Source organism: Planococcus halocryophilus, assembly GCF_001687585.2.
GTDB classification, from domain to species: domain Bacteria; phylum Bacillota; class Bacilli; order Bacillales_A; family Planococcaceae; genus Planococcus; species Planococcus halocryophilus.
The window spans coordinates 377,077-399,203 of the sequence record NZ_CP016537.2 but is presented as its reverse complement, the minus strand read 5'-3'; the positions used below and the strand labels follow the sequence as shown (position 1 = coordinate 399,203).

The window sequence follows — 22,127 nt, the reverse complement described above, 5'->3', positions numbered from 1 at the left end:
TTTCATTTTCACTTGCAATATATGTATCCCCGTGTTATTCTAAGGAAGAATTATTTTTGTTCGGATAACTTTTTACGAAGTGTCAGATGTTCATCTGCAAGATTTGAGCAAGGATAGTAATACAATGTATGCTCACGCATACGAGGAGGAAATACACATGGAACAAGGTAAAGTAAAATGGTTTAACTCAGAAAAAGGATTTGGCTTCATCGAACGCGAAGGCGGCGACGATGTATTCGTACATTTCTCTGCAATCCAAAGCGAAGGCTTTAAATCACTTGACGAAGGTCAAGAAGTAACGTTTGATATCGAACAAGGCCAACGCGGTCTTCAAGCTACTAACGTACAAAAAGCTTAATCTAAAGCTAAATTATCAATGAGCTCTTCTTCGGAAGAGCTCATTTTTTATTTACTTTAAAAGCCACGACTAGGATTTTTCCTAATCGTGGCTTTTTTCTTAGTTCAACCAAAAATATAGTTGAAAGACCGTAAAAATTAAAATACTAAAGCCCACGGTGCTGAAAATAATAGCCAGCACTAGTTTTTTTCCAGTCATGCTTTCACTCCTTATCAATTTTTAATTCTTCAATGGTTTTAGCCAGTCCGTAAGCTCCATCGCTTTTATTCGATAAAACAGTTAATATACTTCCCTCCGCTGGATAAAACGCCGAATGAAAACTAACACCCGGGTCATAGCCCATAATATGATAGTTTAAAGCACCGGTTCCTTGCTTTTCAATCCATAGTCCATAGCCATAATCGCGATTTTTCTCAGTGGCTTGAACTTGAAGCATCTTTTCCAGCATGTTTTCTGTTAATAATGTCTCATCCATTAAACAATTCCAGAAATTCGCCATATCACTTGCTGTTACATAAGCACCTCCATCAGCCCCGCCGCGAACAGGTATGGCATATTGATTGGTGCGCCAGTCACCCTCATCTTCAATGTAGCCAAATGCAGTATGACCCGGTAAGCAGTCTAAACGGAAATATCCGGAATTCTGCATCTTAGCAGGCATAAAAATACGTTCTTCTACTGCATCCACAAACTCTTTCCCTGTGACATTCTCAATAATTAACCCCAGCGCAATATAGCCTGCATTATTATAATGGAATTTTTCACCTGGTTCGAACATTATGGGCTGATCTTTAAATAATGGGATAAAATCTGAAGCTGTTTGCATCCCATACATCGGTCGCTGTTTCCATAAATCTTCGAAATCGTCCATGACCTGTTCATCAAAATAGTCCGGGATGCCTGAAGTATGCGTCAATAATTGGTGAATCGTAACGTTAAAATGAGGAAATGTCTTCGGTAGTAGTTGAGATAATTGATCTTCGAAACTAATTTTTCCTTCTGCTACTAATTGACAAATAACTACTGCCGTAAAAATTTTACTACCTGAGGCAATACCAAATCTTGTATCAATAGCATTGGGTCTCTCGTTGGCACGATCAGCGAACCCCTTAGCCATTGCCCATGGTTCTTTTTTAGCTAAATACGCAACTCCCGAAAAGTTTATTTCTTCCATCTTATCTAGTATTGGATTAGCTGACTTTTCTTGTCGGAACCGCCCTTCTTTAGTTATGTTAATTCGGCGACCATCACTTAATTCGATTGATAACGGATGGGTTTCGCTTTTTTGTTTAGAAAAATACCAAATACGCTTTGGTGCCACTAAAAGAATAAAGGCATGTCCACTGCCAAGGAAATTCAAGGCTTTTACATCAATCCCTTTACTGCCACGGACTGGGATATCCATGTCTTCAATTAATTCACCAACTTCTTCAACATAAGGGGTGGTAATACTTACTTCACTAATGTTAAGAATTGAGTCTACAGTGAAATTACCCATACGATCGACGCTACGACGCGCAATAAATTCTACTACATTCCCCGCCGGATCCTGAAAATAAAACGCATCCGCGTCGAAATTAGCGTAGAAGACTTCATCCATGCCTTCTTGGCGATTTAATGTAACGCGTTCACTGGTCCAAGATTTAGCTAGAGTAAATTGGTTTCCTGGTATGTTCAGCGCAAAATGATAAACTGCTGCCCTCTCCGATTCCTGAAAGACCATTTGAGATTCCCCCATCGACAATGTAAAACTGGTGTCATCTTCTTCAACAATTCGGAAGCCTAGCTGGTACTCATAAAAGCCTTTCATGTCTTCTAGTTGATTTGTATATAAGATCACCTTTTTAAACATAGCCCTCACTCCTTGCCCTAAGCATACCGAAAAACCAGATCTTTTTCCTCTTTTAACCACAAAAAAGAAGCCCTAAGGCTCCTATTTTTTATCGTTTCTATGCGTACTCGGAAAATCATTCTTTTATCAGTCGACTACTTATTATTTCTTTTCTTTAAAGCCTTGCTCGATCAAGTAGTCTTCAGCGTTATCAAACGTTCCGAAGCTTTCTTCTAAGTTTTTGCCTGTGTAGACATTCCAGAACGGCTCTTCGTAAACCAAATCCAATTTTTCATTCTCGCGATTCGTCCACGTTTTATCATATGGTGGTTCTGGTTCTAACGACAAATAATCCAACGAATCGGCAAGGACACTGCGTAATTCTTTTTCAGAGAAATCACGAATGTTTACAAAGCCTTTTTTGTCTACTTCATAGTGTGGCAAGTTGCCGACATAAACAAAACCGTTACCTGTCGGATGCAAATGATAGACCACAATTTTCTTGTCGTACAAGCTTTCTTCAAAATGAAAGTTCACACGTTTCATCGATACGTCTTTTCTCGTTAGCTCTGGAAAAGACTCAATAATTTCAAGCTTTTGTTCAAATGTTAACAATTTCATTACCTCTTTTCGTAGTTTCGTTTATTTCATCAAAAATTTCAGGAAATTCTAAGACATAAACCTGCATAGCGTAACTGCCACTTGCAGAAATATATAAGTACACCCAGGTCGCATTTTCAATTACCATTCAGTATACCACGCTCAGCCTAATCCCACACCCATAGAAAAAAGCTGCGCGAACGCAGCATATTTTCTTTTTATTATATTAACCAAGCCAAGACTAATCATACTTCAGCTAGTTATTTCTTTTTGCCAAACGGCCACCAAACACCGCGGTCAAAGGATACGGAAATTGCCGGGATTAATAACGGCAAAACAATCAAACCGTACAATAATAAGCCGGTAATAACAATGGTCGCAATTTGCACAAGGCTCAAGACACCCGATGGCATCATAGCACCAAATGTACCTGCTAGGATGATGGCAGCTGTAATGATAACTGTCCCCATTTTCGCCATTGATGTACGCATGGCATCGCGAACCGTAACGCCGTTAAAAGATTCTTCACGGAAACGATCAAGCAAGAAAATCGAATAGTCTACGCCTAGTGCTACTAACATAACAAAGCCGAAGAACGGCACTGCCCAGCTAATGCCATCAAAGCCTAAACCGTTCACAAAGATCAACTCTGCAATAGAAACCGCTGTGTAATACGTCAGTAATAACGAGCCAATCATATACAAAGGCATGATTAATGAACGGAATAAAATCGCCAATATCACAAATAAGCTAATCAACATAATAATGACTGTAGTTGTAAAGTCACTAGAAGATACATCTAGTAAATCACTGTTAATACTTGAAATCCCACTAAATGCGATTTCAGTTTTTTCCAACGGCGTCCCTATTTTAACACGCTCTACCGTCTCCTTAATTTCAGTTGTAACGTCAATAGCTTCAGGAGAATAGGGATCTTCTGATAAAATCACTTCCATCATCATTCCTGTACCATCTGCAAAAGAATAACGATCTACTACTTGTTGAAAATCTTCACTTTCTAATGTCCCTTCCGGTATATACAAACCTGTATCACGTAACGCGTTACTGTCGCTCATTTCTTGCATCATATCAACTGCTGCAGTTAAACCAGATTCAATCTCAGAAAGACCTTGGTTTGATGCGCCTACACCTTCCGCTAATTGCGTTAAGCCCGCACTTAGTTCAGCCGTTTGTCCAGCTGCTCCAGCTAAACCTTGTTGAATTTCAGCCAAGCCTCCGCTTATTTGCGTTAATGCACCTACTGTTTGAGGAATATTCCCCGTTTGTTGAAGCCCTTGTGAGACTTGCCCCAGTTGTTGATTGATCTGACCAAGCCCCGCAGCAGCTTCCGTTAAACCTGCAGAGTTTCCAGCTTGTTCACTAATAGCCGTTAAGTTGGTTTGAACTTCTGCCAGCCCTGCTTGTACCTCACCAAGTCCATCACGTGCATCACCAAGCCCGTCAGCTAACAGACCCAACTGTTCGTCTACATAAAGTTCGTTAATGACGTCGCCTGTTGGACGTGTAATTGATCGAACCGTTTCGACACCTTCAATTTTTTCAATTTCTCTACTTAAAGCTTCAAAATAAGGAACTGTTTCTCGGCTAGTCAAAGTTTCGTCCGATTTCACGATTACTTGAACCGGTAACGAATCTCCTTTTCCAAAACCTTCTTCAATCGCATTTAATCCTTTTACCGATTCATACTCTGAACCAATTTCATCCACTGTGTTAAAAGATAAAGAATTATCATACGTAAACAGCAATGGCACCGTGATTAAAGCTACAACAAATATAGATAGCAATGGACGATTGATCGACAATTTGCTCATCCAAATCCATAACTTGCTGTCTCTATGGGAAGCCGATTTTTTCGCTGGCCAAAATAGTTTTTCTTTTAATAGCGCCATAAAGAATGGAACGATTGTATAGAGCACGATCAGCAAGACGAATATTCCAACTGCGACCGCAACAGCCGATTTGAAAATCGGGAATTCCGCAAAACCGATTGCGAAGAACCCGACAAATACAGCTGCTCCACTAATCAACAACGTTCTACCCGCAGTTTTGTATGTGTTAACAATCGATTGTTCGACATCGTGTCCAGCTGCTAATTCTTCTTTATAACGGCTTAATAGCAAAATACAATAATCTGTCCCTATACCGAACAAAATCGCTACGAGAAAGATTTGCGTATAGTTTGAAACAGGGAATCCAAACCAATCAATAAAAAATGCTACCAATGATTGGCTCAATAAATAAGTAATTCCAACTGCTACAAGAGGGATAAACGGTGTCACAATCGACCGAAATACCGCTAGTAGCAAACCAAAAATCAGCACAACTGTAATGATTTCTGTCCGTTGCAAGCCTTCTTGCGCACTAACATTTACATCATTACTAATAATAGCTTCCCCTGTTATATAAACCGTTAACTCTTCAGGGATAATGGTTTCTCTAATTTCATCTGCAACAACATTCACTTCTTCATTGTTACCATCAACCATAATTGGCATTAAAACAGTTTGTTGGTCTTCCGAAATTAATTGTTCTTCGAGTTCTTTGCTCTCAACAGGATTTAATACACTCGTTATCGGATCACCCAATGCTTCGATGTCTGTCACCATTTGCTCGAGAGTTTGACGCGTTTCATCTGTAACTTTACTTTCTAGCGGAATCACAAGTGATATCGTTTGTTCAGCAGCATCCGCATCACTTAATATTTGTGAGGCAATTTGCGAAGAGGCTTCATCCGATAACTGAAACGAACCTGCTTGTTCTGCTTGCTCTGTTAAGTTAGGCGCTAATAAGAATAAAGCCACCGTTAATACAATTAAACCAATCGCAATCGGCCATTTAAATTTCAATATGCTATGCATGCGTCACACTCCGTCCATCTTTATGATTGTTTTTAACTTGCGAAAAATCGTTAAAAATTGTTCGATTTCCTCATCTGCGATATTTTCAGACAGTAGCTTCTCAAGATAATCTGCCAACACTTGATCTAGCTCTTCAATAATCTCCTGTCCTTTATCCGTAAGCTCTAACAATTTCTCGCGTTTATCTGTAGTTTGTACAACTTGTATCACATTTTTTTGAAGCAGTTTCTTTATTCGACTGGAAATTGCACTTTTATGTACAGCCTGTAATACAGCCAATCTCGCTGAAGTAATTTGCTTTTCCGATTCAATCAGCTTCAACATTTGAATTTGCTCAGGTGAATACTCTTTCCATAGTGGATGATCGACTGATTTGATCACCCTCTCCGTTCCATATACCAATACTTCTTGAAAAAGATCTACGGCTTCTTTTATTCGTCCATCCAAAATAGTATACCCCCTCAACTAGTAATTATAGTTTAGGGGGTATACCTTTTATCGTCAAGTCACTTTGTTTACTTCATAAAAAAAACCTGTGAACAAAGTTCACAGGTCAGACTATTCAATATCACGCGTAGCTGTATTACGGATTTCAATGCGTCGTGCATAAATATTTTTCGCGATGGTTTTAATAACAGCATAGACTGGAATCGCTAATATGATTCCCCATAATCCTGCAATATTCCCTGCCGCTAAAATCAGCGTAATAACCGTTAACGGGTGAACATCGAGCGATTTCCCCATTACGTTTGGCGTGATGAAATTACTTTCAATTTGCTGTGCAATAAGCATAATAATCCCTACGTAGACGGCTTTAATGGGATCTTCCACAAGAGCAATAAGAATGGCTGGAATAACGGCAATATATGGCCCTAAAAATGGGATGACATTCGTAGCCATACCGATTAACGCCAATAGCAGCGCATAGTCTAGACCGATGATTAAGTAACCAATGAGCAACATAATTCCAACTAAAAAGCTGACAAACAACTGACCTTGAATATATGCTTGTAACGTATCATCGATATCATGCAATGTTTTACGAATCCATCCTTTTCGTTCTCCTGAGAAGAAACCAGAAACAAATGGAACGAATTTTTTATGGTCAACTAATAAATACACAAGGAAAAACGGAACTAACACTAAGGTAATGACGCCAGACACGAAACTACCGATAAAGGAAACGACCCATCCCCCAATAGCACCAAGTCGATCCCCAATTTGACCCGTAATGCCATTTAACTGTTCTTCAATTGAATCGGGCAGGCGTTCGCGTTGATCGAATATATATTGAGCCGACTCTTCCACACTTTGGATGATCTCTGGTGCATTATCTACCAATGCATTGATTTGCCCTGTCACAATTGGACCAATCATGATGAAAAACAGATAAAATACTAAAACGATTGATAGTAGAACTGTCAGAACCCCAGCCCATTTTGGAAACTTTCTTTTCATCAAGAAATTCAAAACCGGTCTCGTCAAATAGAACAAGACGCCCCCTAATAATAGTGGGACAAAAATCGTTCCCGCAATAATAAATAACGGATCGAAAATTCCTTGTACTTCAATAAACAATCGAATAATGACTAAAGCTAGAATAACCCCTATCCCTACTTGAAACCAAAGCTTGTTCGTCAAGCATGCCACTACCTTTCTTTTCATTAATATACACAGTTTACCATGAAAATATGGTATTATATTTTTTATGTTGTTTTGAATTTATTGAGCGGAAAGCTCACTGCCAGATAACTAGATGAACGAACATTGGAGGATTTATATAAATGGACCAATTATGGCTTACTATCAAATTTTTGCTTCTTGGACTATTCCAAGGACTTACCGAACCAATCCCAATTTCTTCAAGTGGACACTTATTGATCGCACAATATTTTTTGGATGTACAAATTGAAGGAAGCGTTTCAACATTCGCGTTACTCGTTAACAGTGCATCATTAATTGCAGTCTTAATTATTTACCGCGAAGACATTCAACGTCTTGTGATAAACGGTTTAAAATATTTCACCGTGAAAAATGCCGAAACAAAACGCGATTTCATGTTTATCGTTTACCTTGTTGTTGCAACGATTCCTGCAGCAGTTATCGGTTTGTTATTCCAAGACGCAATTGATGATAACTTATCAACTATCGTAACAGTTGGTTTAACCTTAATCGTCACAGGTTTTGGTCTGTGGTGGATTCGCAACATGCGCGGACAACGAAAAGATGGCAGCATGACAATGAAAGACGCCATTATCATTGGCGGGGCTCAAGCTATAGCACTTATTCCAGGCATCAGTCGTAGTGGGGCTACAATTGTCGCCGCGATGGCAAGAGGCATTAATCAAGAAACAGCGTTGCGCTTTTCTTTCTTATTATTCATCCCAGTTAGCCTTGGTGGTGCGGTTCTCAGCATTACGGACATCCTTAACGATGATAACTTAGCTACGATGGCGATTCCATACGTAATGGCGTTTCTCGGATCTTTAGTTGCTTCATATTTCTCATTAAAATGGTTTATGAACATTATGGCAAAAGGGCAATTAAAGTATTTCGCGATTTATTGCTTTATCGTCGGTCCACTTGTTGTATTGGCATGGCTCATATTAAATTAATCAAAAAGGCAGGCTGTCAATAAACTGACAGCCTGCCTTTTCTATCGATTAAAAAAATTAGCCGTATAATACGGTTGATTCTCTTCGTTAAATGCAGTTCCTACTCCTAAATACCCGAAATCTGGTTTCACAATATTTTCGCGATGACCTAACGAATTCATCAAGCCTTCATGAGCAAAAACACTACTGTACTGTCCATACGCCAAATTTTCACCTGCTACATAAAAGGTAATTCCGTCTTCTTTCATGCGATCAAAAGGAGATTGCCCAGCTAGATTCGTATGGCTGAAGTATTGATTTTCGGCCATATCTGCACTGTGCTTACGAGCAGTCGTTCTGGTCTCACTATCCCATTTTAATAGCGGTAAACCTCGTTGAATGCGAGCTGAGTTGGTCAATTCGAAAAGCAAATATTCATAGCCCTCTTTCAACTTCTCATCCGATTCCGCATATATTTCTGGCCGTAGTTTTTCCAACTCTTCATGAATTACTTGTACAGCTGTTACGGTATCTTCTTCGTGTATATCATAAAAAATGGTTGTATACGTATTATCCGTTTTAAACACATCATATTCATCACGGGTATCGAGTATATATTGAACATTTCCTTTTTGGAGGCTTTTTAGTGGAGTGCCAAGTGCAGAACGGACTTCAGATTTGGTGGAATCCATCGTAATCCCTTCTTTCGAAGAAAACAAATCTTGGTTAGTAAACATCCCATTCACTATTCCATCCTGATCATAAGACAATAAAACATAGTTCTGAAAATCTTGATGATAACTATGCCAATCGGTTCCATACTCGTTACGCATCAAACGGAGCGGCAAACCCACTTTTTCCTGAGCTTCTTCTTTCCTCATTCCAAGAGTTACATTATGAATGGCAAACAAAGAATCAGTTTCAACTAGTTTTGGTTTGGCCACTGCCTCTGGTAGCTCTTCTGATTGAGAAACGATAAACGACTGCAGTTGCGCACCAACGCGCACAGTAAAGTCTCGTGCTTCATCTATAACTTGCGTTACTTCTGAGTTTCCTGCGATGTTGTCGACTGCAACGTCAACTGAATCCAAAAAACCTAAATCGACATATTTACCAACGGGCTCTTGCCAAATCGGGCGCGCAAAAAAAACCGCCAGCAACACAACAAACCACCAAAAAATCTTTCGCACACGCATCACCTCTTAACTTATAGTTTAAAGGCAAACCTACCATCCACAAAGCAAAAAGGCTTTGTACAAGAAAAGCGCAAGCGCCCGTTTAGCTTCGACGGGCATAAGGCACTCTGGCGAAGCGGCGGTCTTTGCCGCACAGTCGGAGTGACTTATGACCCTAGAAACTGGGTGCTGGAGCTAGACAAGAAAAGCGCAAGCGCCCGTTTAGCTTCGACGGGCATAAGGCACTCTAACTTCGTCCATTCAAAAAGAGATGCCATCATTAATGATGGCATCTCAGACTGTAGACAAATCGCTCTGGTCTCTTTGTTGATGAGTCCTCTTATCAGATAAAAAGGACTACTTTTATTTCATTAAACTTCTTCTGTAATAGCAGTTTTCTTAGGTGAACTGAATAGTAATGTAAACGAAAGTCCAAGTCCGAACGTTACTAGACTAGTAATCAATGTGGCTGAATCTGACGAAAACCCAGGGAATACGACAAACAAGGATCCGATAATCAGTCCGATAATAGCAGCATAAGTGACATAAGTAAAATGTTGAAGCAAATATTGAATTGCTTTACTGCTGACGATAAATCCAACAATCACCCCAGCACCAATAGCGAAAATAATAGGAATATTTAAAGTGGATAAAGCGTCGATGGCGGTTGAATAAACACCCAGTAACAACAAAATAAACGAGCCACTAATTCCTGGTAACAACATCGCCATACTCGCTAGCCAACCTGAGAAAAACAACATAAAGAAAAAAGGCACAGTAAGGGATGTAATTGGCGCTAAGTCTTCCTCAGTCGGAATAAAAGCAGTAACTGCCAACGCCGCTCCAATAACCAATAGAATAATCACGTGTCGCGCAGTGAAGTTCTTCTTAACTTCAGCTTGCTTCATAATATATGGAATAACTCCGATGATTAACCCCATGAAAAAAAATTGAGTCGCTTCATAATGTTGTTCTAGTAAATATTCAATCACTCGGCTAAATAACAAAAGCGTGATGACAACTCCTATGCCAAGAGGCACTAAAAATCCAAGCTGCTTTTTCCAGTTGCGACTAAAAAAACCGCTAATGGCTTCTAACAAACGATCATAAATCCCTAAAATAAATGCAATTGTGCCCCCGCTTACCCCTGGAATCAAATCACTGATTCCCATCAAGACGCCGCGGTATATATTCTTCCATTCCATTCGTCTAATCTCCTCGTTTTAAAAATCACTTGTATTAGTATAGCATGTGCTTATTGGAAACTCGAGCTTCACTCTGATCATTTTCTAGTCTAAAAAGCTCAGATAAATACTTCATTTGCTTCTTTCACAATCTCTTGAACAATTTCAGCAGCAGCTTTTTCTTCAGTTAAACTGCGCGTAGACTGGCCTGCCCACAATGACATAAACTCTGGGTTCTCAACTTTTGCAGCAGCGGCACGAATATCTTTTGTAATTGTATTTTGAGAAGGAAAAGGCAAAGGCTCAATACCACTTTGTTCAAATTCACGGATAAAGCGATTATTGATGCCACGTGCGGGCCTTCCGGAAAATATTTTTGTCACTACTGTACTTTCCTCACTACTGCCAAATATTGCTTGCTTATAAACTGCATGCGCTCCTGATTCTTTAGCGGTAACAAACCGGGTCCCAATCTGAACTCCTTGTGCACCAAGCACAAGCGAAGCAATTAATCCTCGACCATCAACAATTCCCCCGGCTGCAATAACCGGGATTCTTATCGCATCCACTACTTGTGGAACTAAAGACATCGTACCAACCTGTGCACCTGATGAATGTTGATCCAGCGAAAAAGTACTGCGATGTCCTCCCGCTTCACTTCCTTGGGCTACTACAACATGTGCCCCAGACGCCTCAGCTAGTTTTGCTTCTTCTACCGTTGTAATCATAATGATAGTTTTAACCTGTTGTTTTTTTGCAATAGTCATTTGCTCTCTAGATAAGCAACCAAAAGCGGTACTGATAATCGGCACGCCTTCTTCAATACAAATATCAAATTGTTCTGCACTCCAATTAGGTGACGAATATGCGGACTGAAGGTTGCTAATCTGTAACGCTGAACGAAAAGGATTTAATGCTTGTTGCACTTCTGATAAGCGGGTAAAGTCGTCTTGTTCGGTAGAAGCGAAAATATTAACAGCAAATGGTTTTTTGGTTTTCGACTGAATCGCCTTAATTGCTTGTCGGAGTTCATCTGGTGTCATGTATGCCGCTCCTAAAGTTCCAAGACTACCTGCATTACTGACTTCAGCTACTAACTCTACAGTCGTTGGACCACCTGCCATCCCTGCTTGAATAATCGGATATTCAATTTTAAACAACTGGCAGATTTCTGTTTTTAATGAAATCATCCTTACTCCCCCTTTTCAGTTTCGCTAAACATTGCTATTGTTCTCAGTATCTCGTAAACGTCTATTTGCAGCAACAAGGAACTTTTCTATAGGGCATGTCGTTCTTCTTTATAATAACTAAACATAAGAAGGCGGGATTTACTATGAAGGGATTCCTTTCACTTTTAGGTATCACTTTAATCGCAGGGGCATGTGGATTAATCCTCTTAACGTTTTATAATAACCCTTTAGAAAAAGCAATCAGCCAAGAAAGCATGCACGCATATATCGAAACACGCCAAAACAATATTTTGGAAATCCCTCTGAAAAATCAAGTACCAACTGAAATTCCAGAGCAAGCAGCCTTTACGACTACAGCCTACATGGCGATAAATAACAGTTGCGAAAGCATTTCCTCCAAATAATAAAAGCCGACTCGTAAATTGAGTCGGCTTTTATTATTAAACACATAAACGAACGGAATTTCCTGAAGGGTCTTTAACTTCCCAATAATCATCGCGATGGACAATCTCCGTTCCTATTGAACGCAGATTTTTAGCGATTTTATTGCGATTTTCATTTTCCATAACTAATGTGTAATAATGCAATCCTGCTTCTTTTTCAGGCAAAGCTGGAATCCCTACACCATTCCAAACGTTCATACCAATATGATGATGGTATTTTTGATCTGCTAAAAATATCGCTTGTCCACCTAAACTCGAAACGACTGCTAGACCAAGTCCATTTACATAGAAATCTTTAGCTTCGTCTAAATTAGACATATGTAAGTGAATATGACCTATCACGGTTTCAGCTGGCAGACCATTCCAAGGCTCTGAAGATTTTTGGGCTTCGTCAACTAAGCCTTGAGCATCAATTGGATCTACCGCCATAGAAACTTCATCGTTACTCCAGTTCCATAGTTCAGGTTTCCGGTCCTGATAAATTTCGATGCCATTGCCTTCTGGGTCTGATAAATACAAAGCTTCGCTAACTAAGTGATCTGCAGAGCCTAATTGTATTCCTTGCTGGTGAAGATGAACTAGCATCTTTCCTAAAGATTCTCTCGAAGGCAATAATATCGCGAAATGATACAGCCCTGCATAACGCCCTTGTTTTTGGGTGAGTCCTTCAACCACCTCAAGTTCCACCAACACTTCACTGCCAACACCTAGACTGACTTTATCTTCTTCTTCTGAAATAACTTCAAACCCAATTACGTTTTCGTAAAATTTTTTCATTTTTAGAAGATTCACTACTTTTAATCCCACTTCTCCTACGTGAGTAACTGGTTTTTTATGAAAATTCATTTATATCCCTCTTCCCTTTAAGTTACTTTATGTAACTTATTATATTTAGTATACTTTACGTTGTCAAGTAACCTAATTCTTTTAAAACATTACTTTTGTATGCTATTATTAAAGAAAAGGAGTGATGAGTATGGACACTTCCATCATTTGCCCCCGTTTTGAAACAGCAATTTCTCTACTCAGTCAGCGTTGGACTGGACTCATTATTTATCAACTGCTATCTGGTCCCCAACGTTTCAGCCATTTAACAGAAGTAATTGGCATTAGTGGTCGTTTGTTATCCGAACGTCTCAAAAATTTGGAAGTGCAAGGTTTGGTCACACGAACCGTTTATCCCGAAACACCCGTGCGAATTGAATATGCTTTAACCGAAAAAGGACATTCCTTGAAACCGGTTATGGACGAAATCCAAAATTGGTCGCAAACTTGGATAGATCCTGCTTAAATAAGTTAAGAATAAGCACATAGATAGCTACTCAATTTCCAACATCGCAATTCTATTTCATAAAAAAAGCTTATCCAGTAAACTGGATAAGCTTTTTTTATTGGTTTTGCAAATGGATAATGTGCTTTAACCCTTCATGGGTTGTACTAAAAATCGGGGTATTACTATCTAACTGCACAATAGACATAGCTAGCTTCGGACTGATGCCTACTAGAATACATGTAGCTCCTATTAAATCTAACGTTTCGGTCATCATTTGAATTTGATGTCGAATTTGATCTTCAAATTCTTTAATACCACTTAAATCTATCAACACAAACTCTATTTTTTCCTCAGCGCATCTCATTAAAACCGTAGCGATTAGGTGATCTGTGCGACTTTTATCAAACGCGCCGATTAACGGTAACGCAATCGTTTTGTCCCAAACATTTAAAATAGGAATTGATAACTCCTTTATTAATTGTTCATTGCGCTGTTGTTCTGCAGCTTGTGTGGTGACATCCATTAACATCACGATATATCCTTCTGGTTCATCGTTATCGCCCATAATCGGCGTTACCACAATGTCCGCCATCACTTGGTTGCGAATCGATATGCGTGTTCGGTGGGTTCCGGTTAATTTTTTCATAACCGTTTTTTGATGCTGCGGATTTTTGTGGAAAGCATCCATACTCTCCCCAATCATCTCTCTACAATCTGACAAACCATACATCGGAGCTACTTGGTTTAGTAATCGACATGCTTCAGAATTCATCCATCTAATGATATAGGAACTATCCGCAATAATGATCGTTTCCCCAATAACATCAAGGGCATTTAATACGTGTATATTTTCTGGGATTTTCCCGATAGCCGGCATTTTCTTCCACCTTATTTCTTAATTTTCACAAATTTATGTTTCTCTATTATGCCATAGCTTTGCAAAGATTCGTCGTCCTTATTAAATTTATTTTATAGAGACTTCCAATTTTTCTCGAGCAATTGAATAGCCTCCATCAAACCGTTCGATTGTTTCATTTTTGAGCCAATAAGTGACTGGAAATAACTTATCTAAAAAATAACGATCATGTGAAACCGCAATAATCGTTCCTGGAAATTCACTTAACGCCTCTTCCATAACTTCTTTTGCTTCTAAATCTAAATGATTGGTCGGTTCATCTAAAATTAGCAAATTATGATGTTGATGCATGAGTTGAGCGAGTCGCAACCTCATACGCTCCCCGCCACTAAGTTGTCGTACAGGTTGAAATACCATATTGCCGAAGAATAAAAATTGAGCAAGCATGGGCCGCGCATCGTATTCCGAAACAGCGATCGCTTGTCGAAATTCTTCGATAATGGTTCTGTCATTATTCATCTCCAATGTATGTTGAGACAAGTAACCAATCGATAAACCACTTCCAAGCTTCACATCTCCAGCATCAACCGACTCTTTTCCAACCATCATATTAAGCAAAGTTGTTTTCCCTGTCCCATTTGACCCAACAATCGCCACGCGTTCACCGTAACGAATATGCATTGAAATGTCTTGAAATAACATACGCTCCCCGAACTCTTTCCAAATCCCATCGAGGTAAACAACATCTTTGCCGCTGCGTCCATCTATTTTCAAGTTTAAAGCCATTTGTTTTTTCGATAAGACTGGTCGGTCAAGAACTTCAATGCGGTGCAACGCTTTTTCCATACTTTTTGCTTGACGGTGCATGCCAGCATTGGGCGGATTCGCTCGATTTGCCCATTCTTTCAATCGTTTAATGGTTTCTTTCATCTTTTGAATTTTCTTTTGCTGGTCTTGGTATTGCTGGAATTCAATTAACAAGCGAGCTTCCCGCTCCTTTACATAACTTGAATAATTTCCAGCGTATTGAATTAGCTCACCTTGGTCTAGTTCCCAAATATGTGTAACGGTTTCATCTAGAAAATAGCGATCATGAGAAACCAAGACGATTGTACCTTTGTAATGACTAATAAATGAACCAAGCCATTCAATCGCATCTAAATCCAAATGATTTGTCGGTTCGTCTAACAGCAGCAAATCTGGTTTTTGTAGGAGTAATTTCGCTAATCCCACTTTTGTTTTTTCTCCACCACTCAAATGTCCCCATTGTTCAAGTTTTAACGACTTAATCTTTAGCCCATTTAACACTTGGTCAATTCTCATATCGATATCATAGCCACCACGTTGGATGAAATCATCTTGCATCGCTCCGTAGCGGAGGAGCAGATGCTCCATTTCTTCAGGATCGACATTTTCCATCTGCTTTTCCATCTTCGTTAACTGCTGCTGCAAAGCGTTTAACTCTGAAAAAACAGCTTTTAATAATTGTTCTACTGTCTGCGTTTCCTGTTCATCCGGTGATTGCTCTAACAGACCGATTTTACTGCCTTTTTTCCACGTCACCACTCCTTCAGTAGGCTGTAAAGTTCCTGCGAGTACATTTAATAACGTTGACTTTCCTTCTCCGTTTCTTCCGACAAGGCCGATACGCTGACCTTCCATGACCTCGCCTTTTATATGATTGAATATCTTTTGCGTTGCAAAATGGCACATTAATTGTTGAAACTGGCTAATAATCATTTTTCTCTTCCTTTCTAATGAAGAGACAAGCATACAAAAAAAGGCACGCCAAGAGGCATGCCTTTGTCAAAATCCGATTGTAGGCAGACGTCTCTTACTGGTAATCTTCACTCAATTTTATTGGCTGAAAAAGGACAGACTCTTCCCGTCCAGCTACTCCAGTGAAAGTAACGCCATGAAGAATGTAGAGATATTCTTGACACTCTGTCATGCGCTTACCAGTTTGATTCATCTTACCCACCCCCTTTATATAGTCTCTATATCATACAATTCCAACTAAACTGCGTCAATACATTGACGGAATATTCTTTTTATATAAGCTTGTCTTAAAAAGAAGTCTAAGCTTTTTGAAATCGGGGTAATAATAAATTAAGAACCATTTAGTTGAAAGGGGAATCAGATAATGTCTATGTACTCTAAATTGACTTTTGACAACGATACCCGAAGAGTAGAAAAAGCATTAAAAAAGTACGAAGCTAAAAAAACCGAAGCTTTAGTACTGCTTGCTGAAATTGACATGCTCGAAAAAATGGAAGATGTTCAAGACGCTGAACTCTGGAAACGACAGTCCATGAAAGAGAAACTTGTGGCAGTCGAAAGACAGCGAAGAGATTTGAAAGAATTAATCACCGATTATATTGAAAAGCACGGAGACCAAGATTTACATCCTTATACTGAACTATTGCAAGAACTTGAGAACGATAAAGCACGATAAGACGAAAAGGGATCCACGAGGTCCTGCTTTCGTCTTATTTTTTCCTAGATGCGTTTTTCCCAATCGACTGCAAAATATCCCCCATCCACCCTTTTTGCTTAAGGTATAAGTAAAGAATAAATGTCGACCCTAATATGATTAACACCGATCCGAGATATCCGAACTTCCATTTTAACTCAGGCATGTTTTCAAAATTCATCCCCCATAAAGCTCCCCAAGCCATAACCGGCGTAAACAAAGTAGTTAGGACCGTTAAGGTTTTCATGATTTCATTGCCTCGATAATTGGCGACTACATTTTCGATATCGACCATATTATTCACTTCATCTTCGTAGGAATTTACAAGCATTACACAGCGCTCAATACGGGTAGCCGTTCGTCGGTATTCTATTTGTTCTGTAACGTCTTTCCCAAAGGTTTCTTCGATGGCCATTTTAATTTCTTGAAACCCCATAATTAGATGCTTCCACAATAAAATTTCATGACGAATATTTTCGATTTCTCCCAATGTCTTTTTATTGTTCTGTTCTTTAATCGCCCATAACAAGTCATGAAGACGTTCTTCAAACCGATCTATTTTATGCAAAATGGATGCAACCATTTCACCAAGAATAATCATCATGATTTCTACTGAAGATGCTGCACTTTCCATTTGTTTTAAAATTTCACCTTTATCTAAATCTGATTCTTGTTCAAAGTCAATTTTACTAGTGACAAAAACTTCTTTAGACAAATAGAAGTGAAAGACTTCACGAGAACCTTTTGACGTTGCACTTTGTTTATATATTAGTGATCCCCACAACGACTCATTTCCACGGGCAACGGTATGTGTATGAAGAATGTTGACCGCTGGATTTTTCGATTTATCGATCCAATTCTGCATTTTTTCACTTTCTGGAAGGTATTTGCGGAAGTTTTTCTCTTCAACACCTTCTTCTTCGTGCCAGATTGCATGGTTGAAAGCATATCTTGGCATGTAACTATCCCCTTTCAGCAATTGTTGCGATGTAAAAGGCAAGCCAACAACCGGCTTGCCTACTCTTTCTCGTGCGTATTGTCTCTGTATTTTTCATTCGAGTTTTCTTTATACTCTAAATCTCTGTCAGGCATCGGGTCCATATCTTTTTCAGGGGGCATATTGCGCCGTGGTTCAACTTCTGGAATCAGTCTTTCGCCTTCTTTGTTTTCACGATTTTTCTTCATCCAAAACACCTCCATGGATTGTTGTTATACCGTAATTACCCGTTCTCTCTATTTGTAATCACGACCTAAAAAATCTAATCACTGAATTACTAAAGATTCAATTAGCTCAGCATCGTCTGGATAAGCCATTTCCAACTCACGAATTTCAGAAACGGGTTTCCACACCACATCAGCAATCCACTCATCTTCTTCATGAAGAACAATTTCTCCACCGGTCACTTCTACTTTAAAATAAACGACTTCAAAAGACACTTTCGAATCTTCGTATTCTCCTGCGCGGGTGTTTAACGTTTCCACAACTCGTACCGTCAATCCAGTTTCTTCGAAAAATTCTCGAACACAACACTGTTCAACCGTCTCTCCTTCTTCAACTCCACCTGCCGGTACTGTCCACTTTTTTTCTTCTCCAGGAACTCCCTGCAAGACTAATAGCACTTCGTTTTCTTGATTGACGCAGACACCTGCAGCGCCTTTCCAATTTGACATTTCCATGCAATCGCTCCTATCATGCTTTCAAATTAATCAGCTCTTTTTACGTTACCACACATTTCACCAAACCGTACCGGCTTCTCTAAATAATTCTAGACATAACAAAACGGCTTGCAGCTGCAAGCCGTTATTCTGAAGGTGTTACTCTGCCTTTTTTCGTTGTTCCTGTTCTAAAACGATGCCATGAGTAGCTTCTGGTAATCCAAGATCTCCCGAAAAGCCATTTGCTCTATAAAAAGCATCGGCTGCTGAAGAATCTGTTCGGACGACGAGTTCATGGAAATGACCTTTCGCATCTTCAACAATTTTTTGTAATAACTTTGTGCCGATGCCTTGTCTGCGAGCATTTGCAGAAATATAAAATCTCCGAAGTCTCCCTACACCATCTTTACTCGAGTAAGGGTCACGATTTAATCCACCGATTGCTACCAAATGGTCATGATGATCCCATACTCCGTATAATACTTCCGCCGGCTTATTAAAGGTATTGCTACCATCTTCATACTGGTCTACAAGCCTTCTTAAAAAACGATACCCTTCGGCTTCACTTTCTTCTACTAGTTTTGAAACGTTCAGCTTCTTCAAGTCTTGGATTTCTTTAATTTCTACTGTCATGTCGCATCCTCCTCATAATGGATTTACACTTTCCACTTACGGATTTTCTGACGATCACCTGCTCTTTTAGTGTATAGCAGTTATAGTGTAATTGCTATTAAATATCAGAATCTTCTTTCAACTAAAAAGAAGCCGCAAATTTGCAGCTTCTTTTGTTCTTTATACTACGGTATCTTCGATTGCCTCTTTTCGTTGCTCTGTTTTCTTGATGATGAAAATACTGGCTTCATAAAGTCCCGCCATCGGAATCAACACAAGCAACTGACTCAAAAAATCCGGCGGGGTTATCAATGCCGACACAACAGCTAGCGCAAGATAGGACCACTTTCTCACCTTTTTCATCGACACAGAAGTTAAAACGCCAATTGATGATAAAAACAAGGCTATAATTGGCATTTCGAATAACAGTCCGAGCGGAACTGTTGTCATGATAAGAAAATGAATGTATTCATTTGCTGAAATCATCACATCAAAATTCGCCATCCCCATGCCAATTAAAAATTGAAAGCTTAACGGATTAACAATAAAATACCCAAAAGCGATTCCCAAAATAAACAACAAAAACATCACGGGCGAGTACAAGCCGAGAAAACGCGCTTCTCTTTCTTCAAGACCCGGTTTCACAAATTTCCAAATAAAATGAATCAGAAATGGTAGAGATAACCCTAAAGCTAACGTTGCCGATATAGAAGTATAAAATTTAATCACTTCTAGAGGCCCTAAAATCACCAAATTATTCCCTTTCACAATAAAAGGAAACCAAAAATTCAAAGTCGAAAAAACCACTACTAGGAAAAACAAAAATACTATTGCGCTTTTAATAAGCTGTTTTCGTAGTTCTCCCAAATGGTCAACTAAAGTTTCAACTTGCACCTCTGATTCTTCCACCGGTGGTTCCGGTTCATTAATAGGAGTTTCGGGCATGTTTTCCGAAACCTTTTCCGCAGGCTCCTCTAGTTGTACCGCTTTTTTGCGTAACGGACTTGTTAACTTTCTGTCTCCGTACGGATCCATTTAACCACCTTCATAGTTTCTCAGATTTTTTTAAGTCTTTCTCTTCAACCGTGTCTTTTTTTACCGTCTCCTCGTCATCATCATCCATCAACCCTTTTGTTGATCGCTTGAATTCAGCGAATGTTTTACCAACCGCACCACCAATTTCCGGCAATTTTTTCGGTCCAAATATAATTAGCACAATTACCAGGATAATGATTAAGCCCGGTACCCCTATTGAAGCTAATCCTCCCATAATGTTTCTCCTCCTTTATTAAGCAAGTGAGCCACCTTCACGACTATAACGAATAACGCCTTCTGCACAGCGATAGGCCAAAGCTCCAACAGTTCCCGTTGGATTGTAGCCTCCATTATGAGCAAAGTTACCCGCTCCTACGACAAATAGATTTTCCGCATCCCAATGCTGCAAGAAATTATTGACGACACTAGTATCTGGGTCAGCTCCCATAATCGTTCCGCCCGTATTGTGAGTCGTTTGATAAGGAACGATGTCATAATCCGAAATCGAACCTCTTGCCGCAACTGTTTTCGCCCCCATTTCCTTAACTATATTCGATGTTTTTTCAGTAATATAGCTATGCAGTGCGCGATCTTGATCTGTGAAATTATATGTCAGTTGTAACAGCGGTACACCGTAAATATCTTTATACGTGCTATCAAGCGCTAAGAAGTTCTCTTTATGCGGCATCGAAGCACCTTGACCACCCACCCCTAATGTACGAGTGTAGTTTTCAATAGATGCCCGTTTAAAGTCTGCTCCCCACGATGGTGTATCTGGAGGCGTTGGATTTGAGAGAATTGGACGAGATCCAGTTTGTGTCATGGATAAACTAGCACCATGGATGAAGTTCAGGTCCCCATGATCGAATGCGTCTCCATTAAAATCATCTACGCTCATCCCAAGAGCCCCTGCACCCATAAAGGTATTCATTTGTTCTTCAAAGAAACCAGTCGCTCCCGGTAAAATCTGATACGCATAATTTTTGCCTAGCGTTCCTTGTCCGGTTGTAGGATCATATTGTTGACCAATGTCAGAAACCATCAGCAATTTGGCGTTATTCATGACGTAACTAGTTAAAACAACGACGTTTGCAGGTTGGATAAATTCCTCAAAAGTTACGGTATCGTAATACCTTACTCCTGTAACCTTGTCACCTTCTTTCATGACTTCGACAACGTTCGCATTAAATTTCACTTCAAAATTCCCCGTTTCCTTAGCTGCTGGAACAACAGTAATTTCCGGTGATGTTTTTGCTCCATACTCGCAACCGAAACGCTCACAAAAACCACAATATTGGCAGGCGTTGATTTTCTGACCATCTGGGTTTTCATATGCTTCTGACAAGTTGGCAGAAGGCAACATAAAAGGTGTCAAACCAAGATCTGTTGTCGCTTTTTCAAAACGCTGTAAAATAGGTGTTTTTTTCATTGGCGGTGTTGGATAACCATTTGCTCGTTTGCCCCAAAATGGATTTTTGTCTTCTCCTGAAATACCGGCTGTCTTTTCAAATCGATCAAAATAGGGTTCCAATTCATCGTAAGTAATTCCCCAATCTTGGATTGTATAATCAGCCGATAGTTTATTCGCTCCATATTTTTTATCTGTCATTGTTTTTATTTCAAAATCATAAGGAAGAAAACGCCAAGTCTGACCATTCCAATGCGTCCCCGCTCCCCCTAATCCTTCGCCCAACAAAAAAGAACCCAACTGACGCATCGGTAAAGCACGTTGTTTTCGATTGTTTCGGAACGTAATGGTTTCCTTAGATAAATCCTGCATCAGTTCATAACGGACGGCGTATCGGTATTCGTCATGAACCATCGTAAAATCTTCTGTCCCACGTTCGCGACCACGTTCTAATCCAACTACTTTAAGTCCTTCTTTTGCACATTCAGCGGCAATAATGCCACCGGTCCACCCTACCCCCACCGTTACAACGTCCACACTCTCCAAAGTTGTCACCATAG

The 22,127-nt window shown here is 39.6% G+C and carries 24 protein-coding genes; 5 read left to right on the top strand and 19 right to left on the bottom strand.

The window, feature by feature from the left end:
- Window positions 1–157 precede the first annotated feature (157 nt).
- Window positions 158–358 carry a cold-shock protein gene (locus tag BBI08_RS02110; RefSeq protein WP_006830093.1) on the top strand — a complete coding sequence of 67 codons (201 nt, stop codon included), beginning with the start codon at window positions 158–160 and terminating at the stop codon, window positions 356–358.
- Between the two features lie 202 nt (window positions 359–560).
- Here BBI08_RS02110 and BBI08_RS16845 read toward each other — a convergent pair whose 3' ends face one another.
- The 5 genes from BBI08_RS16845 to BBI08_RS02085 form a co-directional block, all read right to left on the bottom strand.
- On the bottom strand, window positions 561–2,210 hold the full coding sequence (locus tag BBI08_RS16845; protein ID WP_083383290.1) for a serine hydrolase: 1,650 nt from the start codon (window positions 2,208–2,210) through the stop codon (window positions 561–563).
- A 141-nt stretch (window positions 2,211–2,351) separates the two neighbouring features.
- On the bottom strand, window positions 2,352–2,804 hold the full coding sequence (locus BBI08_RS02100) for a hypothetical protein (protein WP_008498714.1): 453 nt from the start codon (window positions 2,802–2,804) through the stop codon (window positions 2,352–2,354).
- A 245-nt stretch (window positions 2,805–3,049) separates the two neighbouring features.
- Window positions 3,050–5,668, bottom strand: coding sequence for an MMPL family transporter (locus tag BBI08_RS02095; protein ID WP_008498711.1), 2,619 nt, complete (start codon window positions 5,666–5,668; stop codon window positions 3,050–3,052).
- Between the two features lie 3 nt (window positions 5,669–5,671).
- Window positions 5,672–6,115, bottom strand: a complete 444-nt coding sequence (locus BBI08_RS02090; protein ID WP_008498710.1) for a MarR family winged helix-turn-helix transcriptional regulator — start codon at window positions 6,113–6,115, stop codon at window positions 5,672–5,674.
- Between the two features lie 111 nt (window positions 6,116–6,226).
- Window positions 6,227–7,309, bottom strand: coding sequence for an AI-2E family transporter (locus BBI08_RS02085; protein WP_008498709.1), 1,083 nt, complete (start codon window positions 7,307–7,309; stop codon window positions 6,227–6,229).
- Window positions 7,310–7,452: 143 nt separating this feature from the next.
- On the opposite strand from BBI08_RS02085, the gene BBI08_RS02080 reads away from it, so the two are divergent.
- Window positions 7,453–8,283, top strand: coding sequence for an undecaprenyl-diphosphate phosphatase (locus BBI08_RS02080; RefSeq protein WP_008498708.1), 831 nt, complete (start codon window positions 7,453–7,455; stop codon window positions 8,281–8,283).
- 41 nt (window positions 8,284–8,324) lie between these two features.
- On the opposite strand, the gene BBI08_RS02075 is transcribed toward BBI08_RS02080, so the two are convergent.
- The 3 genes from BBI08_RS02075 to BBI08_RS02065 form a co-directional block, all read right to left on the bottom strand.
- Window positions 8,325–9,458, bottom strand: coding sequence for a CAP domain-containing protein (locus BBI08_RS02075; RefSeq protein WP_236610263.1), 1,134 nt, complete (start codon window positions 9,456–9,458; stop codon window positions 8,325–8,327).
- Between the two features lie 350 nt (window positions 9,459–9,808).
- Window positions 9,809–10,642, bottom strand: a complete 834-nt coding sequence (locus tag BBI08_RS02070) for a DUF368 domain-containing protein (protein ID WP_065528443.1) — start codon at window positions 10,640–10,642, stop codon at window positions 9,809–9,811.
- Between the two features lie 98 nt (window positions 10,643–10,740).
- Entirely contained in the window at window positions 10,741–11,811 is a 1,071-nt protein-coding gene (locus tag BBI08_RS02065) for an NAD(P)H-dependent flavin oxidoreductase (RefSeq protein WP_065528442.1), read from the bottom strand.
- A 143-nt stretch (window positions 11,812–11,954) separates the two neighbouring features.
- On the opposite strand from BBI08_RS02065, the gene BBI08_RS02060 reads away from it, so the two are divergent.
- Window positions 11,955–12,215 carry a hypothetical protein gene (locus BBI08_RS02060; RefSeq protein WP_008498700.1) on the top strand — a complete coding sequence of 87 codons (261 nt, stop codon included), beginning with the start codon at window positions 11,955–11,957 and terminating at the stop codon, window positions 12,213–12,215.
- 36 nt (window positions 12,216–12,251) lie between these two features.
- Here BBI08_RS02060 and BBI08_RS02055 read toward each other — a convergent pair whose 3' ends face one another.
- A complete protein-coding gene (locus tag BBI08_RS02055) occupies window positions 12,252–13,100 on the bottom strand; it encodes a VOC family protein (RefSeq protein ID WP_008498699.1) in 849 nt (282 codons plus the stop codon).
- 130 nt (window positions 13,101–13,230) lie between these two features.
- Between BBI08_RS02055 and BBI08_RS02050 the strand changes: the two genes are divergently transcribed.
- Window positions 13,231–13,545 carry a winged helix-turn-helix transcriptional regulator gene (locus BBI08_RS02050; RefSeq protein WP_008498698.1) on the top strand — a complete coding sequence of 105 codons (315 nt, stop codon included), beginning with the start codon at window positions 13,231–13,233 and terminating at the stop codon, window positions 13,543–13,545.
- 97 nt (window positions 13,546–13,642) lie between these two features.
- On the opposite strand, the gene BBI08_RS02045 is transcribed toward BBI08_RS02050, so the two are convergent.
- The 3 genes from BBI08_RS02045 to BBI08_RS16965 all read right to left on the bottom strand — a co-directional run bounded on the left by BBI08_RS02045 (window position 13,643) and on the right by BBI08_RS16965 (window position 16,355).
- Window positions 13,643–14,404: an STAS domain-containing protein gene (locus tag BBI08_RS02045; protein ID WP_008498697.1), complete on the bottom strand. Its 762-nt coding sequence runs from the start codon at window positions 14,402–14,404 to the stop codon at window positions 13,643–13,645.
- Window positions 14,405–14,491: 87 nt separating this feature from the next.
- A complete protein-coding gene (abc-f, locus tag BBI08_RS02040) occupies window positions 14,492–16,123 on the bottom strand; it encodes a ribosomal protection-like ABC-F family protein (protein WP_065528441.1) in 1,632 nt (543 codons plus the stop codon).
- Window positions 16,124–16,217: 94 nt separating this feature from the next.
- Window positions 16,218–16,355 carry a hypothetical protein gene (locus BBI08_RS16965; RefSeq protein WP_155800324.1) on the bottom strand — a complete coding sequence of 46 codons (138 nt, stop codon included), beginning with the start codon at window positions 16,353–16,355 and terminating at the stop codon, window positions 16,218–16,220.
- Window positions 16,356–16,526: 171 nt separating this feature from the next.
- Here BBI08_RS16965 and BBI08_RS02035 point away from each other — a divergent pair, with 171 nt between their 5' ends.
- Entirely contained in the window at window positions 16,527–16,838 is a 312-nt protein-coding gene (locus BBI08_RS02035; RefSeq protein ID WP_065528440.1) for a hypothetical protein, read from the top strand.
- Window positions 16,839–16,872: 34 nt separating this feature from the next.
- Here BBI08_RS02035 and BBI08_RS02030 read toward each other — a convergent pair whose 3' ends face one another.
- The 7 genes from BBI08_RS02030 to BBI08_RS02005 form a co-directional block, all read right to left on the bottom strand.
- Window positions 16,873–17,814 carry a magnesium transporter CorA family protein gene (locus BBI08_RS02030; RefSeq protein ID WP_065528439.1) on the bottom strand — a complete coding sequence of 314 codons (942 nt, stop codon included), beginning with the start codon at window positions 17,812–17,814 and terminating at the stop codon, window positions 16,873–16,875.
- Between the two features lie 59 nt (window positions 17,815–17,873).
- Window positions 17,874–18,041: a hypothetical protein gene (locus BBI08_RS17065; RefSeq protein WP_008498691.1), complete on the bottom strand. Its 168-nt coding sequence runs from the start codon at window positions 18,039–18,041 to the stop codon at window positions 17,874–17,876.
- A 78-nt stretch (window positions 18,042–18,119) separates the two neighbouring features.
- A complete protein-coding gene (locus BBI08_RS02025) occupies window positions 18,120–18,533 on the bottom strand; it encodes an NUDIX hydrolase (RefSeq protein ID WP_237146566.1) in 414 nt (137 codons plus the stop codon).
- A gap of 138 nt (window positions 18,534–18,671) precedes the next feature.
- Window positions 18,672–19,145, bottom strand: coding sequence for a GNAT family N-acetyltransferase (locus tag BBI08_RS02020; protein ID WP_008498688.1), 474 nt, complete (start codon window positions 19,143–19,145; stop codon window positions 18,672–18,674).
- 159 nt (window positions 19,146–19,304) lie between these two features.
- Window positions 19,305–20,159: a twin-arginine translocase subunit TatC gene (gene tatC, locus BBI08_RS02015; protein ID WP_008498687.1), complete on the bottom strand. Its 855-nt coding sequence runs from the start codon at window positions 20,157–20,159 to the stop codon at window positions 19,305–19,307.
- Window positions 20,160–20,169: 10 nt separating this feature from the next.
- Entirely contained in the window at window positions 20,170–20,394 is a 225-nt protein-coding gene (tatA, locus tag BBI08_RS02010) for a twin-arginine translocase TatA/TatE family subunit (RefSeq protein WP_008428212.1), read from the bottom strand.
- 18 nt (window positions 20,395–20,412) lie between these two features.
- Window positions 20,413–22,125 (bottom strand): GMC family oxidoreductase, encoded by a 1,713-nt coding sequence (locus BBI08_RS02005; protein WP_008498686.1) that lies wholly within the window; start codon window positions 22,123–22,125, stop codon window positions 20,413–20,415.
- Window positions 22,126–22,127: the final 2 nt, after the last annotated feature.